Source organism: Streptomyces sp. NPDC030183 (assembly GCF_055573455.1).
The window spans coordinates 109605-127111 of the sequence record NZ_JBVIBK010000022.1 but is presented as its reverse complement, the minus strand read 5'-3'; the positions used below and the strand labels follow the sequence as shown (position 1 = coordinate 127111).

Below are 17507 nucleotides of genomic sequence, written 5' to 3'. Positions count from 1 at the left end.
GACCCCCACGGGGTGGGGCTCCGTCCACGGGCGGGGCCCCTTTCCCGTGGGCGGACCCGGTCGGGTTCCCGTGGGCGGACCCGGCCGGGGCGGCCGTCAGCGCATCTCCGCCCGGAACGCCACCGGTGTCGTCCCTGTGTGGAGCTGGAAGAACTTCGAGAAGTTCGCCGAGTCGGGGAAGCCGACCGCCACGCCGACGCGGCCCGTGGGCAGGTCGGTGTGGGCCAGCAGCCGTTTCGCCTCCAGCACCACCCGCTTGTCGATGAAGCCCTTCGGGGTCTCCCCGGTGGCGGCGCGGACCGCGCGGACGAGGGTGCGGCGCGAGCAGCCCAGGGCGTCCGCGTAGGCGCTGACACTGTGGTTGGTGGTGAACTCCCGCTCCACAGCCTCCCGGAAGCGGGTGAAGGTCGTGTCGTGGTGGCCCTGCGCCGCCTCGCCCGAGCTGTCCGCGAGATGGGCCAGACGCAGCAGAAAGGCCGTCAGGGAGTGCCGCAGCACGGCGGTGCGCAGATGCGGCGGCAGGGTGGTCGTGTCGACGTACTCGCGCTCCAGGTGGGCCAACGAGGCACGCAGGGCCGCCCGTCGGGCCTCGTCGGGGCGGAGCAGCGGGGGCAGGTCGTAGCGGTAGAGGCCGGTCGCCTCGACCGTGGCGCGGGGCAGGAAGCCGGGTTGCATGGTGAGGACCGTCCCGCGGTACCCGGTGGTCCGTGAGAAGCGATGCACCTGTCCGGGGCGGATCCACAGCAGATCGCCCGTGTCCGCCTGGTACTCGGTGAAGTCGACCATGTGGGTGACGGGGCCGTGGTCGAACAGCATCACCACGTGGAAGTCGATGCGGTGCACCCGTTCCAGGGGGACGTCCGCGTGCCAGGTGCGACGGTCGTTCATGGGACCGACCTGCATACCGACACCGGAGAGGCTGAGGTCCGCCGGGAAGGGGAAGGTTCTGATGCGGCCGGTCCCCTCGGACCCGCCGCCGTCCCGGACGCCCGTGCCCTTCACGCCTTCGCCCCCGTGCCCTTCACGCCTTCGCCCCCAGGCCCTTCACGTCTTCGCCCGCCCCCGTCGTCGGTGTCCCAGTTTCACCGAAGGGTGGCACACGGCGACCTTCCCCAAGAAAAGTCAGACTTTTAGTTTTGAAGGCGTAAAGGCCAATCCGCCGCACCTATCGAGGACTTCTTGAAGATGATCTGGACAGAACTCGACCGACGTGCCGTCGACACCGCGCGCCTGCTGGCCGCCGACGCCGTGCAGAAGGTCGGCAACGGGCATCCCGGCACGGCCATGAGCCTGGCGCCCGCCGCGTACACCCTCTTTCAGAAGGTGATGCGCCACGACCCCGCCGATCCCGAGTGGACCGGCCGCGACCGCTTCGTGCTCTCCCCCGGTCACACCTCGCTGACCCTGTACACCCAGCTCTTCCTCGCCGGGTACGAGCTGGAGCTGGACGACCTCAAGGCGTTCCGGACCCATGGTTCGAAGACGCCGGGCCACCCCGAGTACGGGCACACGGCCGGGGTCGAGACCACGACCGGCCCGCTGGGACAGGGCGTCGCCAACGCCGTCGGCATGGCGATGGCCGCCCGCTACGAGCGTGGCCTGTTCGACCCGGACGCGCCCGAGGGCACCTCGCCGTTCGACCACACCGTCTGGGCGATCGTCTCCGACGGCGACCTGGAGGAGGGCATCTCCGCCGAGGCGTCGTCCCTGGCGGGCCATCAGAGGCTCGGCAACCTCGTCCTCCTCTACGACGACAACCACATCTCCATCGAGGGCGACACGGCCACCGCGTTCTCCGAGGACGTGCTCAAGCGGTACGAGGCGTACGGCTGGCACGTCCAGCGGATCGAGCCGGCGTTCAACGGGAACATCGACGTGCACGCCCTGTACGACGCGCTGCCGGCCGCTCAGGAGGAGACCTCGCGCCCCTCCTTCATAGCGATGCGCACGATCATCGCCTGGCCGGCGCCGAACGCCCAGAACACGGAGGCCGCGCACGGCTCCGCGCTCGGCGAGGAGGAGATCGCGGCCACCAAGCGGGTCCTCGGCTTCGACCCGACCCGGACCTTCCAGGTCGCCGACGACGTCCTGGCCCACACTCGTAGGGCCCTCGACCGGGGCGCCGAGGCGCACGCCGCCTGGGACAAGCGGATCGCCGAGTGGCGGGCCGCCCGGCCCGAGCGGGCCCGGCTGTTCGACCGGGTGGTGGCGGGCCGGCTGCCCGAGGGCTGGGAGTCGCACCTTCCGGTGTTCGAGGAGGGCACGTCCGTCGCGACCCGTGCCGCCTCCGGCAAGGTCCTCCAGGCGCTCGGCGCGGTGATCCCCGAGCTGTGGGGCGGCTCCGCCGACCTCGCCGGTTCGAACAACACGACGATCGACAAGACGTCGTCGTTCCTCCCGGCGGACAACCCGCTGCCCGAGGCGAACCCGTACGGCCGCACCATCCACTTCGGCATCCGCGAGCACTCGATGGCCGCCGAGATGAACGGCATCGCGCTGCACGGCAACACGCGCATCTTCGGCGGCACGTTCCTCGTGTTCTCCGACTACATGCGCAACGCCGTCCGGCTCTCCGCGCTGATGCAGCTCCCGGTGACGTACGTGTGGACGCACGACTCCATCGGTCTCGGCGAGGACGGCCCCACCCACCAGCCGGTCGAGCACCTCGCCTCGCTGCGCGCCATCCCCGGCCTGAACGTCGTCCGTCCGGCCGACGCCAACGAGACGGCGATCGCCTGGCGCGAGATCCTGCGGCGGCACGCCACGCACCCCGCGCCGCACGGGCTGGCGCTCACCCGCCAGGGCGTTCCCACGTACGCGCCGAACCCCGCCGCCGCCAAGGGCGGCTATGTGCTTCGGGAGTCCTCCACCGCGACGCCGGACGTGATCCTCCTCGCCACCGGTTCCGAGGTGCGGCTCGCCGTCGACGCGCGGGAGCGGCTGGAGGCCGAGGGGATCGGTACCCGGGTGGTGTCGATGCCGTCGGTGGAGTGGTTCGAGGAGCAGCCGCGCGCGTACCGCGAGAGCGTGCTGCCGCCGTCCGTGAAGGCACGCGTGGCGGTCGAGGCGGGGATCGGTCTCACCTGGTACCGGTACGTCGGGGACAGCGGTCGCATCGTCTCCCTGGAGCACTTCGGTGCCTCCGCCGACGCCGAGACCTTGTTCGCCGAGTACGGCTTCACCCCCGAGAACGTCGTCACCGCCGCGAGGGAATCCCTGGCCGCCGTCCGCGGTTGACGCGAGCGCCTGAAGGAAGATGATCACTGTGACCACCGATTCGACCGCGCCGGCCACCGCCGCGGACCCGCTGCGACGCCTCTTCGAGGCGGGCGTCTCCGTCTGGCTCGACGACCTCTCCCGCGAGCGCGTCACCTCCGGGAACCTCGCCGCACTCGTCACGTCGGGGCAGGTCGTCGGCGTGACCACCAACCCGTCCATCTTCCAGGCCGCGATCGGCTCCGGGAAGGGCTACGAGGAACAGCTCGCCGAGCTGGCCGTGCGCGGGGTGGCGGTCGACGAGGCCGTACGGATGATGACGACCGCCGATGTCCGCGCCGCCGCGGACGTCCTGCGCCCGGTGTACGAGGCGACGGGCGGCCGGGACGGCCGGGTCTCCATCGAGGTCGACCCCCGGCTGGCCCACGACACGCGGGCGACGGTCGCGGAGGCACGGCAGCTCGTCTGGCTGGTCGACCGCCCCAACGTCATGATCAAGATCCCGGCGACCCGGGCGGGCCTCCCGGCGATCACCGAGGTCGTCGGCCTCGGGATCAGCGTCAACGTCACCCTGATCTTCTCGCTGGAGCGGTACGGCGAGGTGATGGAGGCGTATCTGGCGGGCCTGGAGAAGGCGCAGAGGAAGGGCCTCGATGTGTCGGCCGTCCACTCCGTCGCCTCCTTCTTCGTCTCCCGTGTGGACACCGAGATCGACAAGCGGCTGACGCTGCTGGGCACGGGCGAGGCGCTCGCGCTCCGTGGCCGCGCCGCGCTGGCCAACGCGCGGCTCGCCTACCAGGCGTACGAGGAGGTCTTCAGCGGCGACCGCTGGACGGCACTCGCCGGGGCGCGCGCCAACCGGCAGCGCCCGCTGTGGGCGTCGACCGGCGTGAAGGACCCGGCGTACCGGCCGACCCTGTACGTCGACGAGCTGGTGGCGCCGGGCACGGTCAACACGATGCCGGAGGCGACCCTGCGCGCCACCGCCGCGCACGGTGTGATCCACGGCGACACGGTCACCGGCGGCTACGCGCAGGCCCGTGCCGATCTCGCGGCCGTCGAGGCGCTCGGCATCTCCTACGAGGAGGTCGTGCGGCAGCTGGAGGAGGAGGGCGTCGCCAAGTTCGCGGCGGCCTGGCAGGACCTGTTGGACGTGGTGTCGAAGTCCTTGAACAGCAAGGGAGTTGATGGGGAATGACCTTGGAGACGACCCCTCAGACGGCGGTCGACTGGGCCAATCCGCTGCGGGACGAGCGCGATCGCCGGCTCCCCAGGATCGCGGGGCCGTCCGGCCTCGTCATCTTCGGGGTGACCGGTGACCTGTCCCGCAAGAAACTGATGCCGGCCGTGTACGACCTCGCCAACCGCGGACTGCTGCCGCCGGGCTTCTCCCTGGTGGGCTTCGCCCGCCGGGACTGGGAGGACCAGGACTTCGCGCAGGTGGTGCACGACGCGGTGCGCGAGCACGCCCGCACCGAGTTCCGCGAGGAGGTCTGGCAGCAGCTCGCCGAGGGCATGCGCTTCGTCCCGGGTGACTTCGACGACGACGAGGCGTTCAAGCAACTCAAGTCCGCTGTCGAGGAGTTGAACACCTCACGGGGCACCAGTGGCAATTTCGCCTTCTACCTCTCCGTACCGCCGAAGTTCTTCCCGAAGGTCGTCCAGCAGCTGAAGAAGCACGGGCTGGCCGACGCCCCCGAGGGTTCCTGGCGGCGCGCGGTCATCGAGAAGCCGTTCGGCCACGACCTGGCCAGCGCCTGCGAGTTGAACGAGATCGTGCACGAGGTGTTCGACCCCGATCAGGTCTTCCGCATCGACCACTACCTCGGCAAGGAGACCGTCCAGAACCTCCTGGCGCTGCGCTTCGCCAACCAGATGTACGAGCCCATCTGGAACCGGTCGTACGTCGACCACGTGCAGATCACGATGGCCGAGGACATCGGCATCGGCGGCCGGGCCGGCTACTACGACGGCATCGGCGCCGCCCGCGACGTCATCCAGAACCACCTGCTGCAACTGATGGCGCTCACCGCCATGGAGGAGCCGATCGCCTTCGACGCCGAGGCGCTGCTCACCGAGAAGCTGAAGGTCCTCAAGTCGGTGCGGCTGCCCGCCGATCTGGGCGCCCACACCGTGCGCGGCCAGTACACGGAGGCTTGGCAGGGCGGCGAGAAGGTGGTCGGCTACCTCCAGGAGGACGGCATCGACCCGGGCTCCAGGACCGACACGTACGCGGCCGTCAAGCTGGAGATCGACAACCGCCGCTGGGCCGGTGTCCCGTTCTATCTGCGCACCGGCAAGCGGCTCGGCCGCCGGGTCACCGAGATCGCGGTCGTCTTCCAGACCGCCCCGCACTCCCCGTTCGACTCCACGGCCACCGAGGAGCTGGGCAAGAACGCGATCGTCATCCGGGTGCAGCCGGACGAGGGAATGACCGTGCGCTTCGGTTCGAAGGTGCCGGGTACCTCGATGGAGATCCGGGACGTCACCATGGACTTCGCGTACGGCGAGTCGTTCACGGAGTCCAGCCCGGAGGCGTACGAACGGCTGATCCTTGACGTGCTGCTCGGCGACGCCAACCTCTTCCCCCGCCACCAGGAGGTGGAGGAGTCCTGGAAGATCCTCGACCCGATCGAGGAGTACTGGGCCAAGCACGGCAGGCCCGCGCAGTACCCCTCGGGCACCTGGGGCCCCGAGGAAGCCGACGAGATGCTCGCACGAGACGGACGGAGCTGGCGCAGGCCATGAAATTCGACCTGACGGACACCACGGCAAGCAAGATCAACAAGGCCCTGGTGCAGGGACGCCGGGCCATCGGCACGCCCGCCGTGGGCATGGTCCTCACGATGGTGATCGTGACGGACGAGGAGAACGCGTACGACTCGATCAAGGCGGCCGAGGAGGCCTCGCACGAGCACCCCGCGCGCACCCTGGTCGTCATCAAGCGGCACGCCCGCACCCCCCGCGACCGCACCCGGTCCCACCTGGACGCCGAGGTGCGCGTGGGCGCCGACGCGGGCACCGGCGAGACGGTCGTGCTGCGGACGTACGGCGAGGTCTCCGACCACGCCGACTCCGTCGTCCTGCCACTGCTGCTGCCGGACGCGCCGGTCGTGGTGTGGTGGCCGGTGGACGCGCCGGAGAACCCGGCGAAGGACCCGCTGGGCGCGCTGGCGCAGCGCCGGATCACCGACATGTACGCCGTCGAGTCCCCGCTGGCCGCGCTGGAGCAGCGGGTCGCCTCCTACACGCCCGGCGACACCGACCTGGCCTGGACGCGGCTGACGCCGTGGCGTTCCATGCTCGCCGCCGCCCTCGACCAGGCCCGCACCGGGATCACTTCGGCGGCCGTGGACAGCGAGGCCGACAACCCGAGCGCCGAACTGCTGGCCCGCTGGCTGGAGGCCCGCCTCGGCGTCACCGTCGAGCGCGTCACCACCGCCGGTCCGGTCGTCACGGGCGTACGGCTCGGCACGGAGAACGGGGAGATCGTCATCGACCGCCCCGAGGGCCCGCTCGCCACGCTCACCCTGCCCGGCCAGCCGTCCCGGACGCTCGCCCTGAAGGTGCGCCCCACCTCCGAGCTGATCGCCGAGGAGCTGCGCCGCCTCGACGCGGACGAGATGTACGCCATCGCGCTGCGCGGCGGAGAGCACACCGGGGAGGGGGCCGGCCATGAGTGACACGGCCCGGCTGAACCGGCGCCCGGAGTGGGCCGAGTTGGAGGACCACCGCGCGGGCCCGATGCTCCATCCCTCGCTGCGCGAGCTGTTCGCCGCCGACCCCGGGCGTGCGGAGCGGTACGTCGTGGAGGCCGGTGATCTGCGCATCGACTACTCCAAGCATCTGGTCAACGACGAGACGCTCGCCCTGCTTCTCGAACTCGCCGCCACCACCGATGTGTTCGGGCAGCGGGACGCCATGTTCCGCGGTGAGCGCGTCAACACCACCGAGGACCGGGCGGTCCTGCACACCGCGCTGCGCGCCCCGCGTGACGCCGTGGTCGAGGTGGACGGCGAGAACGTCGTCCCGGCCGTGCACGCGGTCCTCGACAGGATGGCCGCCTTCGCCGACCGGGTCCGCTCCGGCGACTGGACCGGGCACACGGGCCGCCGCATCCGCAATGTCGTCAACATCGGCATCGGCGGGTCCGACCTCGGCCCGGCGATGGCGTACGAGGCGCTGCGGGCGTACACCGACCGGTCGCTGACCGTGCGGTTCGTGTCGAACGTCGACGGCGCCGACCTGCACGAGGCGGTGCGCGACCTCGACCCGGCGGAGACGCTGTTCGTCGTCGCGTCCAAGACGTTCACGACGATCGAGACGATCACCAACGCGACGTCGGCGCGGTCCTGGTTGCTGCGCGGGCTGGGCGAAGCGGGCGCCTCCCGCCCCGGCGAGGCCGCGAGCGGGGCGGGCGGCGGGGACGAGAAGGCGGTGGCCCGGCACTTCGTGGCACTGTCGACGAACGCGGGGAAGGTCGCCGAGTTCGGGATCGACCCGGACAACATGTTCGAGTTCTGGGACTGGGTCGGCGGCCGCTACTCCTTCGACTCGGCGATCGGCCTGTCCCTGATGATCGCCATCGGCCCGGACCGCTTCCGGGAACTGCTCGACGGCTTCCGCACGATCGACGACCACTTCAGGACGGCGCCGCCGGAGGCCAACGCGCCGCTGCTGCTGGGCCTGTTGGGCGTCTGGTACGGCGACTTCTTCGACGCCCAGTCGCACGCGGTGCTGCCCTACTCGCACTACCTGTCCAGGTTCACCGCGTATCTGCAACAGCTGGACATGGAGTCCAACGGCAAGCACGTGGGCCGTGACGGGCTGCCCGTCGAGTGGCAGACCGGTCCGGTGGTGTGGGGCACGCCCGGCACCAACGGGCAGCACGCGTACTACCAGTTGCTGCACCAGGGCACCAAGCTGATCCCGGCCGACCTCATCGGCTTCGCCCGGCCGGTCGCCGGGATGGAGCCCGAGCTCGCCGCACAGCACGACCTGTTGATGGCCAACCTCTTCGCGCAGGGCCAGGCACTGGCTTTCGGGAAGACCGCCGAGGAGGTACGGGCCGAAGGGGTGCCCGAGGAGCAGGTGCCGCACCGCACGTTCCGCGGCAACCGCCCCACGACGACCGTCCTGGCACCCGAGCTGACCCCCTCGGTCCTCGGCCAGCTGATCGCCCTCTACGAGCACAAGGTGTTCGTGCAGGGCGCGATCTGGAACATCGACTCCTTCGACCAGTGGGGCGTCGAGCTGGGCAAGGTCCTCGCCAAGCGGGTGGAACCCGCGCTGACCGACGGCGCCGACGTGCCCGGGCTCGACCCGTCCACGGCGGCCCTGGTCGCCGCGTACCGCGCGCTGCGGGACGCCCACGGCTCCGACGACAACCCACGATTCCCATGACACCTACGACTCCCGCGACACCTACGACACCCGCGACACCTACGACTCCCGCGACACCCACGACTCCCGTGACTCCCGTGACGCTCAGGAAGAAGTGAACTGACATGCAGCTCGGTCTCATCGGTCTCGGCAAGATGGGCGGCAACATGCGCGAGCGGATCCGCCGCGCGGGCCACACCGTCGTCGGCTACGACCGCAACCCGGACGTCTCCGACGTGGGCAGCCTGGCCGAACTCGTGGAGCGGCTCGACGCGCCGCGCACGGTCTGGGTGATGGTCCCCGCCGGCGGTCCCACCCAGTCCGTCGTCGACGAGCTGGCGGACCTGCTGTCCCCCGGCGACACCGTCGTCGACGGGGGCAACTCCCGCTGGACGGACGACGAGAAGCACGCGCAGGAGCTGGGCGCCAAGGGCATCGGCTTCGTCGACGCGGGCGTCTCGGGCGGCGTGTGGGGCCTCGAGAACGGCTACGCGCTGATGGTCGGCGGCGACAAGGAGCACGTGGACCGGCTCCGGCCGATCTTCGACGCGCTCAAGCCGGAGGGGCCGTACGGCTACGTCCACGCCGGCAAGGTCGGCGCCGGGCACTTCTCGAAGATGGTCCACAACGGCATCGAGTACGCCATGATGCAGGCGTACGCCGAGGGGTGGGAGCTGCTGGAGGCCGTGGACTCGGTGACCGACGTCCGTGAGGTGTTCCGGTCCTGGCAGGAGGGGACGGTCATCCGTTCCTGGCTGCTGGACCTCGCGGTCAACGCGCTGGACGCCGACGAGCACCTGGAGAAGCTGCGCGGCTACGCCGCCGACTCCGGGGAGGGCCGGTGGACGGTCGAGGCCGCCATCGACAACGCCGTGCCGCTGCCGGCGATCACCGCGTCCCTGTTCGCCCGCTTCGGGTCCCGCCAGGAGGACTCGCCGCAGATGAAGATGGTGGCGGCGCTGCGGAACCAGTTCGGGGGGCATGCGGTGGAGTCCGCGAAGCGGTAGCCCTCCGGGGGTGGCCGGGGGGTGCGTTGTGGGGGGTGCGTTGTCGGGTGCGGGTGCGTGGGGGCTGGTCGCGCAGTTCCCCGCGCCCCTGAAAAGCGTCCGGGGCTGCGCCCCGTGCTTTTCAGCCGAAGGCCAGGCCGCAGGCCCGAGCCACTACGCGCCCGACGTCGTCAGCAACTCGTCGACGGCGGTCCGGACCGCCTCGTCCTCCGTGAACCCGCGCCAGCCGCCGAAGTAACGGACGCGGCGGTCGTCGGCGGGCAGGCTCCGCAGGAGCCGGGCCGCGGGCCCGGCGGCCCGGCCCATGCGGGCCAGGTGCCGCACCGCCGGGAGCATGGCCGGCAGATACGCCCCCTCGGGCAGCTTTCTCACGACCTCCAGCAGGGCCGGGACCGCGGTCTCGGTGTCGCCGCCGGTGACGGCCCACAGCGCGTGCGCCGCCTCCGTTCTGACCCAGGGCTCCTCCGTCGCCGTCAGCTCACGGAGCCGGTCCGCGCAACCGGCGGCGTGCGGGCCGAGGTCGGCCAGTCTGCGCAGCGTGGCGTGGATGAAGCGGTCCCCGTCCATCGCGGCGGGCGCGAGCACGTCGAGGGCGGGCCCCGGCTCCCCGCCAACGCTCCAGTACGCCCAGGCGGCGAGCGCCGCGTCCGGTCCGCCGGCACGCGACCGCGCCAGCAGCGACGCGCCACCCGCACGCCCGGCCCTACCGATGCTCCCCAGGGCCGTCGCCGCCACCGTCCACCTCTCGTCGTCCTCCAGGAGGCCGACCAGCTCCGGCACCGCCGCCTCCGCCGCGGGGCCCCAGGCGGAGAGGACCTCGCCGAGCCGGCGGAGCATCCCGATGTCCTCGGCGGGGTCGAGCCGGTCGCGGATCGCCGGCAGCAGGGCGTCCGCGTGGTCCGGGAGGCGAAGGAGCACCTCGTACAGGGCGGGCAGGTCGGGGATGTGGAAGGAGTTCAGGGAGCCGCCGTGGTAGGCGCCGGTCGAGGCGAAGCCGGGGCGCGTGCCGGCCACGTGCTCGGCCAGGCGGGGCAGACAACGCGGGTCGTTCATCCGGGCCAGCGCCCACACGGCCGCGTCGGCGACCGCTTCTGCCCCGCGGGTGGACCGGACGGCGGTGTCGTCGAGCAGCACGGCGACCGCGTCGGCGTGGGCGCCGGCCATGGGGCCGAGGCAGGCCAGCAGCTCGGCCGCGCGGTAGCGGACCTCGGCGGCGGGGTCGTCCAGCCGCGCCACGATGCCGGGCAGCAGCGCGTCGACCGGTGACCGCCACCGCGACAGGACCCCGGCGGCCTGTTCCAGACCGCCGACGCGCTGTTCCTCGTCGGGGTGGTCGGCCATCAGGCCGAGGGCGAAGGCGGGGGACGCGCCGTCGAACAGGGACGCCGTCCACTGGTGCATGCCCCGGACACCGCACTCCGCGGCACTGGTGTGCTGCCACAGCTCCACACTCGGATCACGCAGCGCGCCCAGTGCGATCTCCAACCGGGCCTCCTCCGGAGCGGCCGCGGCAGCGGCCTGGGTGCGGTCGCCGAGCGCGTGCAGCGCGGCCAGGCGCAGTTGGGGCTCCGCGGCGGTGAGGAGCGAGTCCAGGAGGGCCGCGGCCTCGTCCGACGGAGCGCCGGGCGGGCCGTGACGGGCCGCGTTCCCGAGTGCGAGGACCAGGTCGAGCCGGGTCACCGGGTCGCTTTCGGCCTGCCAGCGGCTCAGCAGTGCGGGAAGGGCCAGTTCGCCGGGGTCGGCGCAGTCGCCGAGGACATCGGCGGCGGCCCGCCGGATCTCCGGTTCGGGGTCGGCCAGCAGGGCGAGCACATCGGGCAGGTGCCGTTCCCAGGTCGCGGACCAGCGAGGGTCGAGGAACCGCGCCTTGACCCTTCCGGCCTCGGCGGCCAGGCGCCCCACCAGCTCCAGCAGTGTGCGACGGGGCGTCACCTGCGGGTCGGCGGCCAGACGCAGCACGAAGGGGAGCGCGGCCGTCGCCGCCGGGCAGACCCAACCGCCTTGATGGTAGAGGTTGTTCAGCAGGTCGAACGCGGCGTCCTCCGCGTCGCCCGGGTCAGGCCCCGCGCAGCGGCGCAGCAGATCCGGTACGTCCTCGGCGGTTCCGTAGTTGTGCTGCAACCCCGCCCGGTCGACCGCTTCCAGCTCAGCTTGGTCGATCGCCTGCAACCCCTCCGACATGCGCGCGACCCTACCGCCGGGCCCGGACATCCGGCGACGGGGTTTCACCCCGGCCAGCCACCCCACCGCCACACCGGACGCGCGTTCGCACACCGCCATGACATGCCAAATGCGACTGTCCTCCATATTGTACTTAGATGTGTACATGGCGTGAACTGTCGCTGTGGCCACCGGGCGCCGCCGGTAGCGTGCGGCCCCTGTCCCGTATGCACGCCGTACGCATGCGTACGCGTCCGCACGAAGGAAGCGACCGATGGCCGAAGCCGGGCAGCCCGAACAGCGGTACGAGCGGTACGAGCGGTACGAAGGCGGCAGCCCGGAGGCCGAGCGGCTCGTGTTCGAGCGGCTGGCCCGGGAGCTGATGGACGTCCAGGTCAGGAACCGGCGGGCAGCGGGCGGCGGGATCGCGCGGGCGTTCCACGCGAAGGCCCCGGTGGCCGTGGAGAACGCGCGGCTGCGTTTCCACGACGACCTCCCGGCGGCCCTGCGGGTCGGCTTCGCGCAGCCCGGCGCCGAGTATCCGGCGGTGGTCCGGCTGTCCAACGCGAGCGGCATCCGTCAGGGCGACGGCTCCCCCGATCTGCGGGGCGCGGCGATACGCGTGCGGGTGTCGGAGGACGAGAGCCACGATCTGCTGGCCACCAGCTTCCCGGTGTCGTACGCGGCGAACGCACGGGAGTTCGTGGCGTTCGCCAAGGCCATGGCGGGGGCCCGCAGTCCGCTGGGGAAGGCGTTCGGGCTGCTGGTGAAGCTGCCGCTGGCGGTGGGGTTCAGGACGGCTGGGCGGATGCGGCGGAACGTGCGCGAGGCCACCCGTCGTTCGGTGGACTCCCTGGCGAACGAGACCTACTGGAGCCGCGGGGCGATGCTCTGGGGCGAGGCCGGGCCCGTGCGGTATCTGCTCCGGCCCGCGCCCGGTACGCCGGTGGCGCCGGCGCCCGACCGGCGGGACCCCGACTTCCTGCACCGCGAGTTCGCGCGGCGCCTCGGGCAGGCCGACGTGGCGTTCGACCTGTGCGTCCAGCGGTACGTGGACGAGCGGCGGACCCCGGTCGAGGACGCGTCGGTGGAGTGGAGGGACGCGGTGGCGCCCGCGGTGCCGATCGCCCGGCTCACCCTCCCGAGCCAGGAACTGGACGGCGCCGAGGCCCGGGCCGCCGCGCGACGCGTCGAGGACCTCACCTTCAACCCCTGGTACACGACGGATGAATTCCGGCCACTGGGGAACATCAACCGGGCGCGGAAGGCCGCGTACCGGGCGGGCGGCGCGCACCGCCTCGGGTTGCGCTTCGTCACCCGGGAACCCCTGCGCAACCGGCTGCTCGGCCGTCCCGTGGAGGCCGCGTTCGGGCTGCTGAACCGATACGTCCCCTGGCATCGGCTGCCGGTGTCGCTGAGCCTGCTGAACCTGGTGTTCCTGCGGAAGGTGCTGCGCCGGCTGAACCTGGTCGACACCGAGCCGGGCGAGGCGCCGCCCCGGACCCAGCCCGCGCCGGAGCCGATCCCGGAGCGGCTGCGCACCGAGCGGTCGTACGACGGGACGTACAACGATCTGTCGGAGCCGAGGATGGGCGCGGTCGGCGCCGCCTTCGGCCGCAATCTGGAGCCGGTTCACCGGCCGGACCTCTTCGACGTCCCGAACCCGGTCACGGTCAGCCGGCAGTTGCTGCACCGCGAGAGCTTCGTGCCCGCGACCTCGCTCAATGTGCTGGCCGCGGCGTGGATCCAGTTCCAGGTGCACGACTGGGTCAACCACCGCCGCCACAAGCCCGGCGACCGCAGTGTGGAGGTGCCGCTGCCGCCCGGGTACGGCGAGTGGCACAACACCCCGGACGGGCCGGCCGAGAACGTGATGCGGTTCGCGGAGAACGAGGGCGTCGAGCGGCCGGGGCAGCCGCCGATCCTGTTCGCCAACAGCGCCTCCCACTGGTGGGACGGCTCCGAGGTGTACGGGGCGGACGAGCGGACCGCGCGGTTCCTGCGGGAGGCCGACGGGCGTGCCGAACTCCGGCTGGAGGAGGGCCACTTGCCGATGAGCGGCAACGGCATTCCGCTCACCGGGTTCAACGAGAGCTGGTGGATGGGGCTCAGCGCCATGCACACGCTGTTCGCCCGCGAGCACAACACGGTCTGCGCGGCGCTGCGCGCCGAGTACCCGACGATGAGCGAGGAGCGCATCCACCACACGGCACGGCTGGTGGTGTCGGCGCTGATCGCGAAGATCCACACGGTGGAGTGGACCCCGGCGATCCTCGCCACGGAGGCGATCGACGTCGCCCTGCACACCAACTGGTCCGGGCCGCCGAGGAACTGGCTCAACCAGCTGGGTCTGTGGTTGTTCGAGGCGCACTCGCTGACCGGCATCCCGAAGACCCTGCCGGACCACCACACGGCGCCGTACTCGCTGACGGAGGACTTCGTCACCGTCTACCGCATGCATCCGCTGATCCCGGACGACTACGAGCTGTGCGAGCACCAGTTCGGGCGGCGGCTGGAGACGGTGGGCTTCCTCGACATCCAGGGCGGCGCCGCCGAGACCCGGATCCGCAAGACGGGCCTGGCGAACTCCCTGTACTCGTTCGGCATCGCCCACCCGGGGGCGATCACCCTGCACAACTTCCCGCGCTCGCTCCAGCGGTTCGAGCGCGACGGGGAGATCATCGATCTGTCGGTCGTCGACCTGGTGCGCACCCGGCGGCGCGGGGTGCCGCGCTACAACGACTTCCGGGCCGGGCTGCACAAGCCGCGGATCCGTTCGTTCGAGGAGCTGACGGAGAACGCGGAGACCCTGGCCCGGCTGAAGGACGTGTACCGCGACGTCGACGAGATCGACACCGTGGTGGGGCTGTTCGCGGAGAACCCGCCGGAGGGCTTCGGGTTCAGCGACACCGCGTTCCGGATCTTCATCCTGATGGCCAGCCGACGGCTCCAGAGCGACCGCTTCCTGACGGTCGACTACCGGCCGGAGGTCTACACCCCGCTCGGCATCGACTGGGTCGAGAAGAACGGCATGAACTCCGTCGTCCTGCGCCACTGCCCGGAACTGGCGCCGCTGCTCCCCCGAGGGGCGAGCGCGTTCGCGCCATGGCGGACGGCGCGGCCGGCGGACAACGGCACCACGAGCGACGGCGGTTCACCATGACGCCGTGACCCACGGCCCAGGGGTGCGGTACGGCCCCGGGCCCTGAACCACACCACGGGGGAACAGCATGACCTTCACCGACAACCCGTCCGGGCTGCCCGGATCGGGCGACCACTTCGGCGCGCCCGGCACCACTTCCGGCCTCACCGCGCCCGGCACCACTTCCGGCCTCACCCCGCCCGGCACCACTTCCGGCACCGCGTCCGGTACAACCCATCCCGGCCTCGCCGACCTCTTCCGGCGTCCGCTGCTGAACACCGTCTGGCGGCGCCGTACGCACCGGGTCAGCCGGGGCGCCACGGTGTCCGCCGGGACCATGACCTACACCTCCCCCCACGCCGTGTGTCCGCTGACGGAGCTGGAGGAGGCGGTGCTGGTCGCGATCACCGGCACCACGGGGCTGACCATGCCCGACCGGCCCTTCGAGGACCCGGACAGCGGCACGCCCATCATGTCCAAGCCCAACCTGACGATGGCGGGCCGTACCGCCGGGAGCCCCGACAACGCCCAGGGCACCCACTTCTTCCTGGTCAACGACACGGGCACCTACTTCCTGCGCCGACTGCCGCCCGCGCCGGACGAGCCGTTCGACGCCGAGACCCTGGTGGCGCGGGCGCGTCAGGCAAAGGTGAAGGTCCTGGACCACCGGCTCGACGTCGCGCCGGGCAAGCGGGACTTCCCCGCGTACCTCGACTCGAACCGCTTCCTGTCGAACCTGCCGGGCACGACTCTGCTGTTCCCGGTGGTGGATCTCTCCCATCAGTACGTCAACGCCCTGATGTATCTGCTGACGCAGCCGGACGGGGCCCGCCCCACCTTCGTCGACGACCGCAACCTCTACCGCCCGGCCGGTGTGCGGAAGTGGGTCAGGAGCGGTTTCCTGAACGGCGATCTGAAGCTGCCGCTCGGCGCCCTCGGCCCCATGCGCACCCAGATCGAGGCCGATCTGCTGCTGCAGAACCTGATGCTCACCGCCGAGGCGATGGGGCTGGGCGCCTGGATCCACGCGTCCATCAACCCGCAGATCGCCCTCGGCGACCCCAAGTTCTCGCGGGCGTACGGCAGGATGCTCGGCTTCGACTTCGTCACCCCGCGCTGGCGCCCCGCCGACATCTGGCGCTGGCACGTCCCCCTGCCCAAGTACGCGAACGTGCGCTCGCACCCCGTCGGCTTGCGCTCCCCCGACGGCGAGCAGCTGATCGCGGCGGCCTGCCCGCCCGCGTTCCCGTCCATGGAAGAGGCCGTACGGGCGGTGATCGACGCGAAGTTCGGCAAGGGCGGCGTCTACACCGACCGGGACGTCTTCGCCCGGATCTACCGGGAGGACTACGGGCAGCGGTACCTCACGGAGGCCAGCGAGTACGACGACCGGGTCGTGGAGTGCGCCCGTGACGTCTGCGCGTACGTGCTGCGCACCCACGGCCGCTTCCCGGCGCACACCGACGCCCTTCACGTACCGGGCGTGTGGCTCCAGGTCCATCACGTGGAGAACGAGTACTACGACCGGTTCTTCGTCAACGGCCTCACGGACGCGCACCGCTCCCACGACCGTGCCTGGCGCCACTGACCGGCCGAAATGGAGTGGTCGACAGGTACACTCGGCACCGCCGACGACGGGTCCGGGGCCGGGGACGGGGCCGGCGGGAGTCCCGGAAGGACGGTGCGGGCGGCGGTCCTGCGGACACTGCTCCTCACCGCGCCCCAGGAGGAAGGGGAGGTCGCCGCGCCCAAGATCGAGGGGGCACGGATCACCGGCACGCTGGACCTGAAGTACGCGACGGTCGACAGCGTCGTACACGCCTTCTGCTTCTACCGGGTCTCCAACCGGCACACCTTCGGCGCCCTCTTCGGCCGCGACCTGGTCGCCCCCGACCAGCGCGAGCTCTACCGCAAGATGCTCGGCGACATGGTGATCGCGTATCCGACCGCCGACCGCGCGACGGACTGACGGCGCCGCCCCCGGCGCGACGGTCCGCGCAGGTCGGAGGGATGATGACGGCGGCGCCGCGATCACGCGGGGTGAGCGGGGGTGGGGGATGACGACGAGGAAGTCCCGCAAGGGTGTGCTGATCGGTGTGACGGCCGGGGTGGGGTGCCTGCTCGTGGCGCCCGTCCTGCTGATCGTCGCGGCGATCGGGGTGATGTTCGTCGGCCAGGTGCTGAGTCCGATCCCGATCCCGGACGGCGAGGCGCTCGTCCTGCGCCAGGAGCAGATCGTCGGCACCTGGCGGGACGACTCCGGCGGCCGACTGGTACTGCGCGAGGACGGGACGTTCACCTCGGACGGCATCTGCGGCGACTTCACCGCCGACGACCTCGGCGACCCCACCGCCGACGCTCCCGGCCAGGCCGACGCGCCCGATCCCGGCACCGGTACGTGGGAGCACCGCGAGTCGGAGGAGTACGAGACCGACACCCCCATGTCGGAGGTCCACCTCACCTTCACGCCGGGCGAGGTGCGGACGCGGTACGAGGCGCGGGGAACGTCCGAGAAGGCCGTCCTGTGGATGTACGTCGGCGACCCCGACCTCGGCGACCTGTGCGTGCTGGACAAGGTCGACCGGGCGGTCTCCGGCTGA

Annotated in this window: 11 protein-coding genes and 1 pseudogene; 10 read left to right on the top strand and 2 right to left on the bottom strand. The window is 71.6% G+C overall.

Annotated features, from left to right (window positions below; translation table 11 throughout):
* Positions 1–96 precede the first annotated feature (96 nt).
* On the bottom strand, positions 97–1002 hold the full coding sequence (locus ACZ4Z2_RS25955) for a helix-turn-helix domain-containing protein (RefSeq protein WP_468079091.1): 906 nt from the start codon (positions 1000–1002) through the stop codon (positions 97–99).
* A 183-nt stretch (positions 1003–1185) separates the two neighbouring features.
* Here ACZ4Z2_RS25955 and tkt point away from each other — a divergent pair, with 183 nt between their 5' ends.
* The 6 genes from tkt (at position 1186) to gnd (ending at position 9605) form a co-directional block, all read left to right on the top strand.
* A complete protein-coding gene (tkt, locus tag ACZ4Z2_RS25950) occupies positions 1186–3237 on the top strand; it encodes a transketolase (protein WP_468079090.1) in 2052 nt (683 codons plus the stop codon).
* 19 nt (positions 3238–3256) lie between these two features.
* Complete coding sequence (tal, locus tag ACZ4Z2_RS25945) at positions 3257–4414, top strand: transaldolase (protein WP_468079088.1); 1158 nt, start codon at positions 3257–3259, stop codon at positions 4412–4414.
* Complete coding sequence (gene zwf / locus ACZ4Z2_RS25940) at positions 4411–5964, top strand: glucose-6-phosphate dehydrogenase (protein ID WP_468079087.1); 1554 nt, start codon at positions 4411–4413, stop codon at positions 5962–5964. Before tal ends, zwf begins: the two co-directional genes overlap by 4 nt.
* Positions 5961–6899: a glucose-6-phosphate dehydrogenase assembly protein OpcA gene (gene opcA, locus ACZ4Z2_RS25935; protein ID WP_468079085.1), complete on the top strand. Its 939-nt coding sequence runs from the start codon at positions 5961–5963 to the stop codon at positions 6897–6899. Before zwf ends, opcA begins: the two co-directional genes overlap by 4 nt.
* Positions 6892–8619, top strand: coding sequence for a glucose-6-phosphate isomerase (gene pgi / locus ACZ4Z2_RS25930; RefSeq protein WP_468079084.1), 1728 nt, complete (start codon positions 6892–6894; stop codon positions 8617–8619). Before opcA ends, pgi begins: the two co-directional genes overlap by 8 nt.
* A gap of 104 nt (positions 8620–8723) precedes the next feature.
* Positions 8724–9605, top strand: coding sequence for a phosphogluconate dehydrogenase (NAD(+)-dependent, decarboxylating) (gnd, locus tag ACZ4Z2_RS25925; protein WP_468079082.1), 882 nt, complete (start codon positions 8724–8726; stop codon positions 9603–9605).
* A 153-nt stretch (positions 9606–9758) separates the two neighbouring features.
* On the opposite strand, the gene ACZ4Z2_RS25920 is transcribed toward gnd, so the two are convergent.
* Complete coding sequence (locus tag ACZ4Z2_RS25920) at positions 9759–11786, bottom strand: hypothetical protein (RefSeq protein WP_468079080.1); 2028 nt, start codon at positions 11784–11786, stop codon at positions 9759–9761.
* 253 nt (positions 11787–12039) lie between these two features.
* On the opposite strand from ACZ4Z2_RS25920, the gene ACZ4Z2_RS25915 reads away from it, so the two are divergent.
* The 4 genes and pseudogenes from ACZ4Z2_RS25915 to ACZ4Z2_RS25900 all read left to right on the top strand — a co-directional run bounded on the left by ACZ4Z2_RS25915 (position 12040) and on the right by ACZ4Z2_RS25900 (position 17507).
* The gene (locus ACZ4Z2_RS25915) at positions 12040–14928 is read left to right on the top strand and encodes a peroxidase family protein (RefSeq protein WP_468079078.1); all 2889 of its coding nucleotides are present in this window, start codon (positions 12040–12042) and stop codon (positions 14926–14928) included.
* A gap of 67 nt (positions 14929–14995) precedes the next feature.
* On the top strand, positions 14996–16495 hold the full coding sequence (locus tag ACZ4Z2_RS25910; RefSeq protein WP_468079076.1) for a hypothetical protein: 1500 nt from the start codon (positions 14996–14998) through the stop codon (positions 16493–16495).
* 231 nt (positions 16496–16726) lie between these two features.
* Positions 16727–16876: pseudogene (locus ACZ4Z2_RS25905) on the top strand (TetR/AcrR family transcriptional regulator); the annotation flags it as partial.
* 88 nt (positions 16877–16964) lie between these two features.
* Positions 16965–17507 (top strand): hypothetical protein, encoded by a 543-nt coding sequence (locus ACZ4Z2_RS25900; protein WP_468079074.1) that lies wholly within the window; start codon positions 16965–16967, stop codon positions 17505–17507.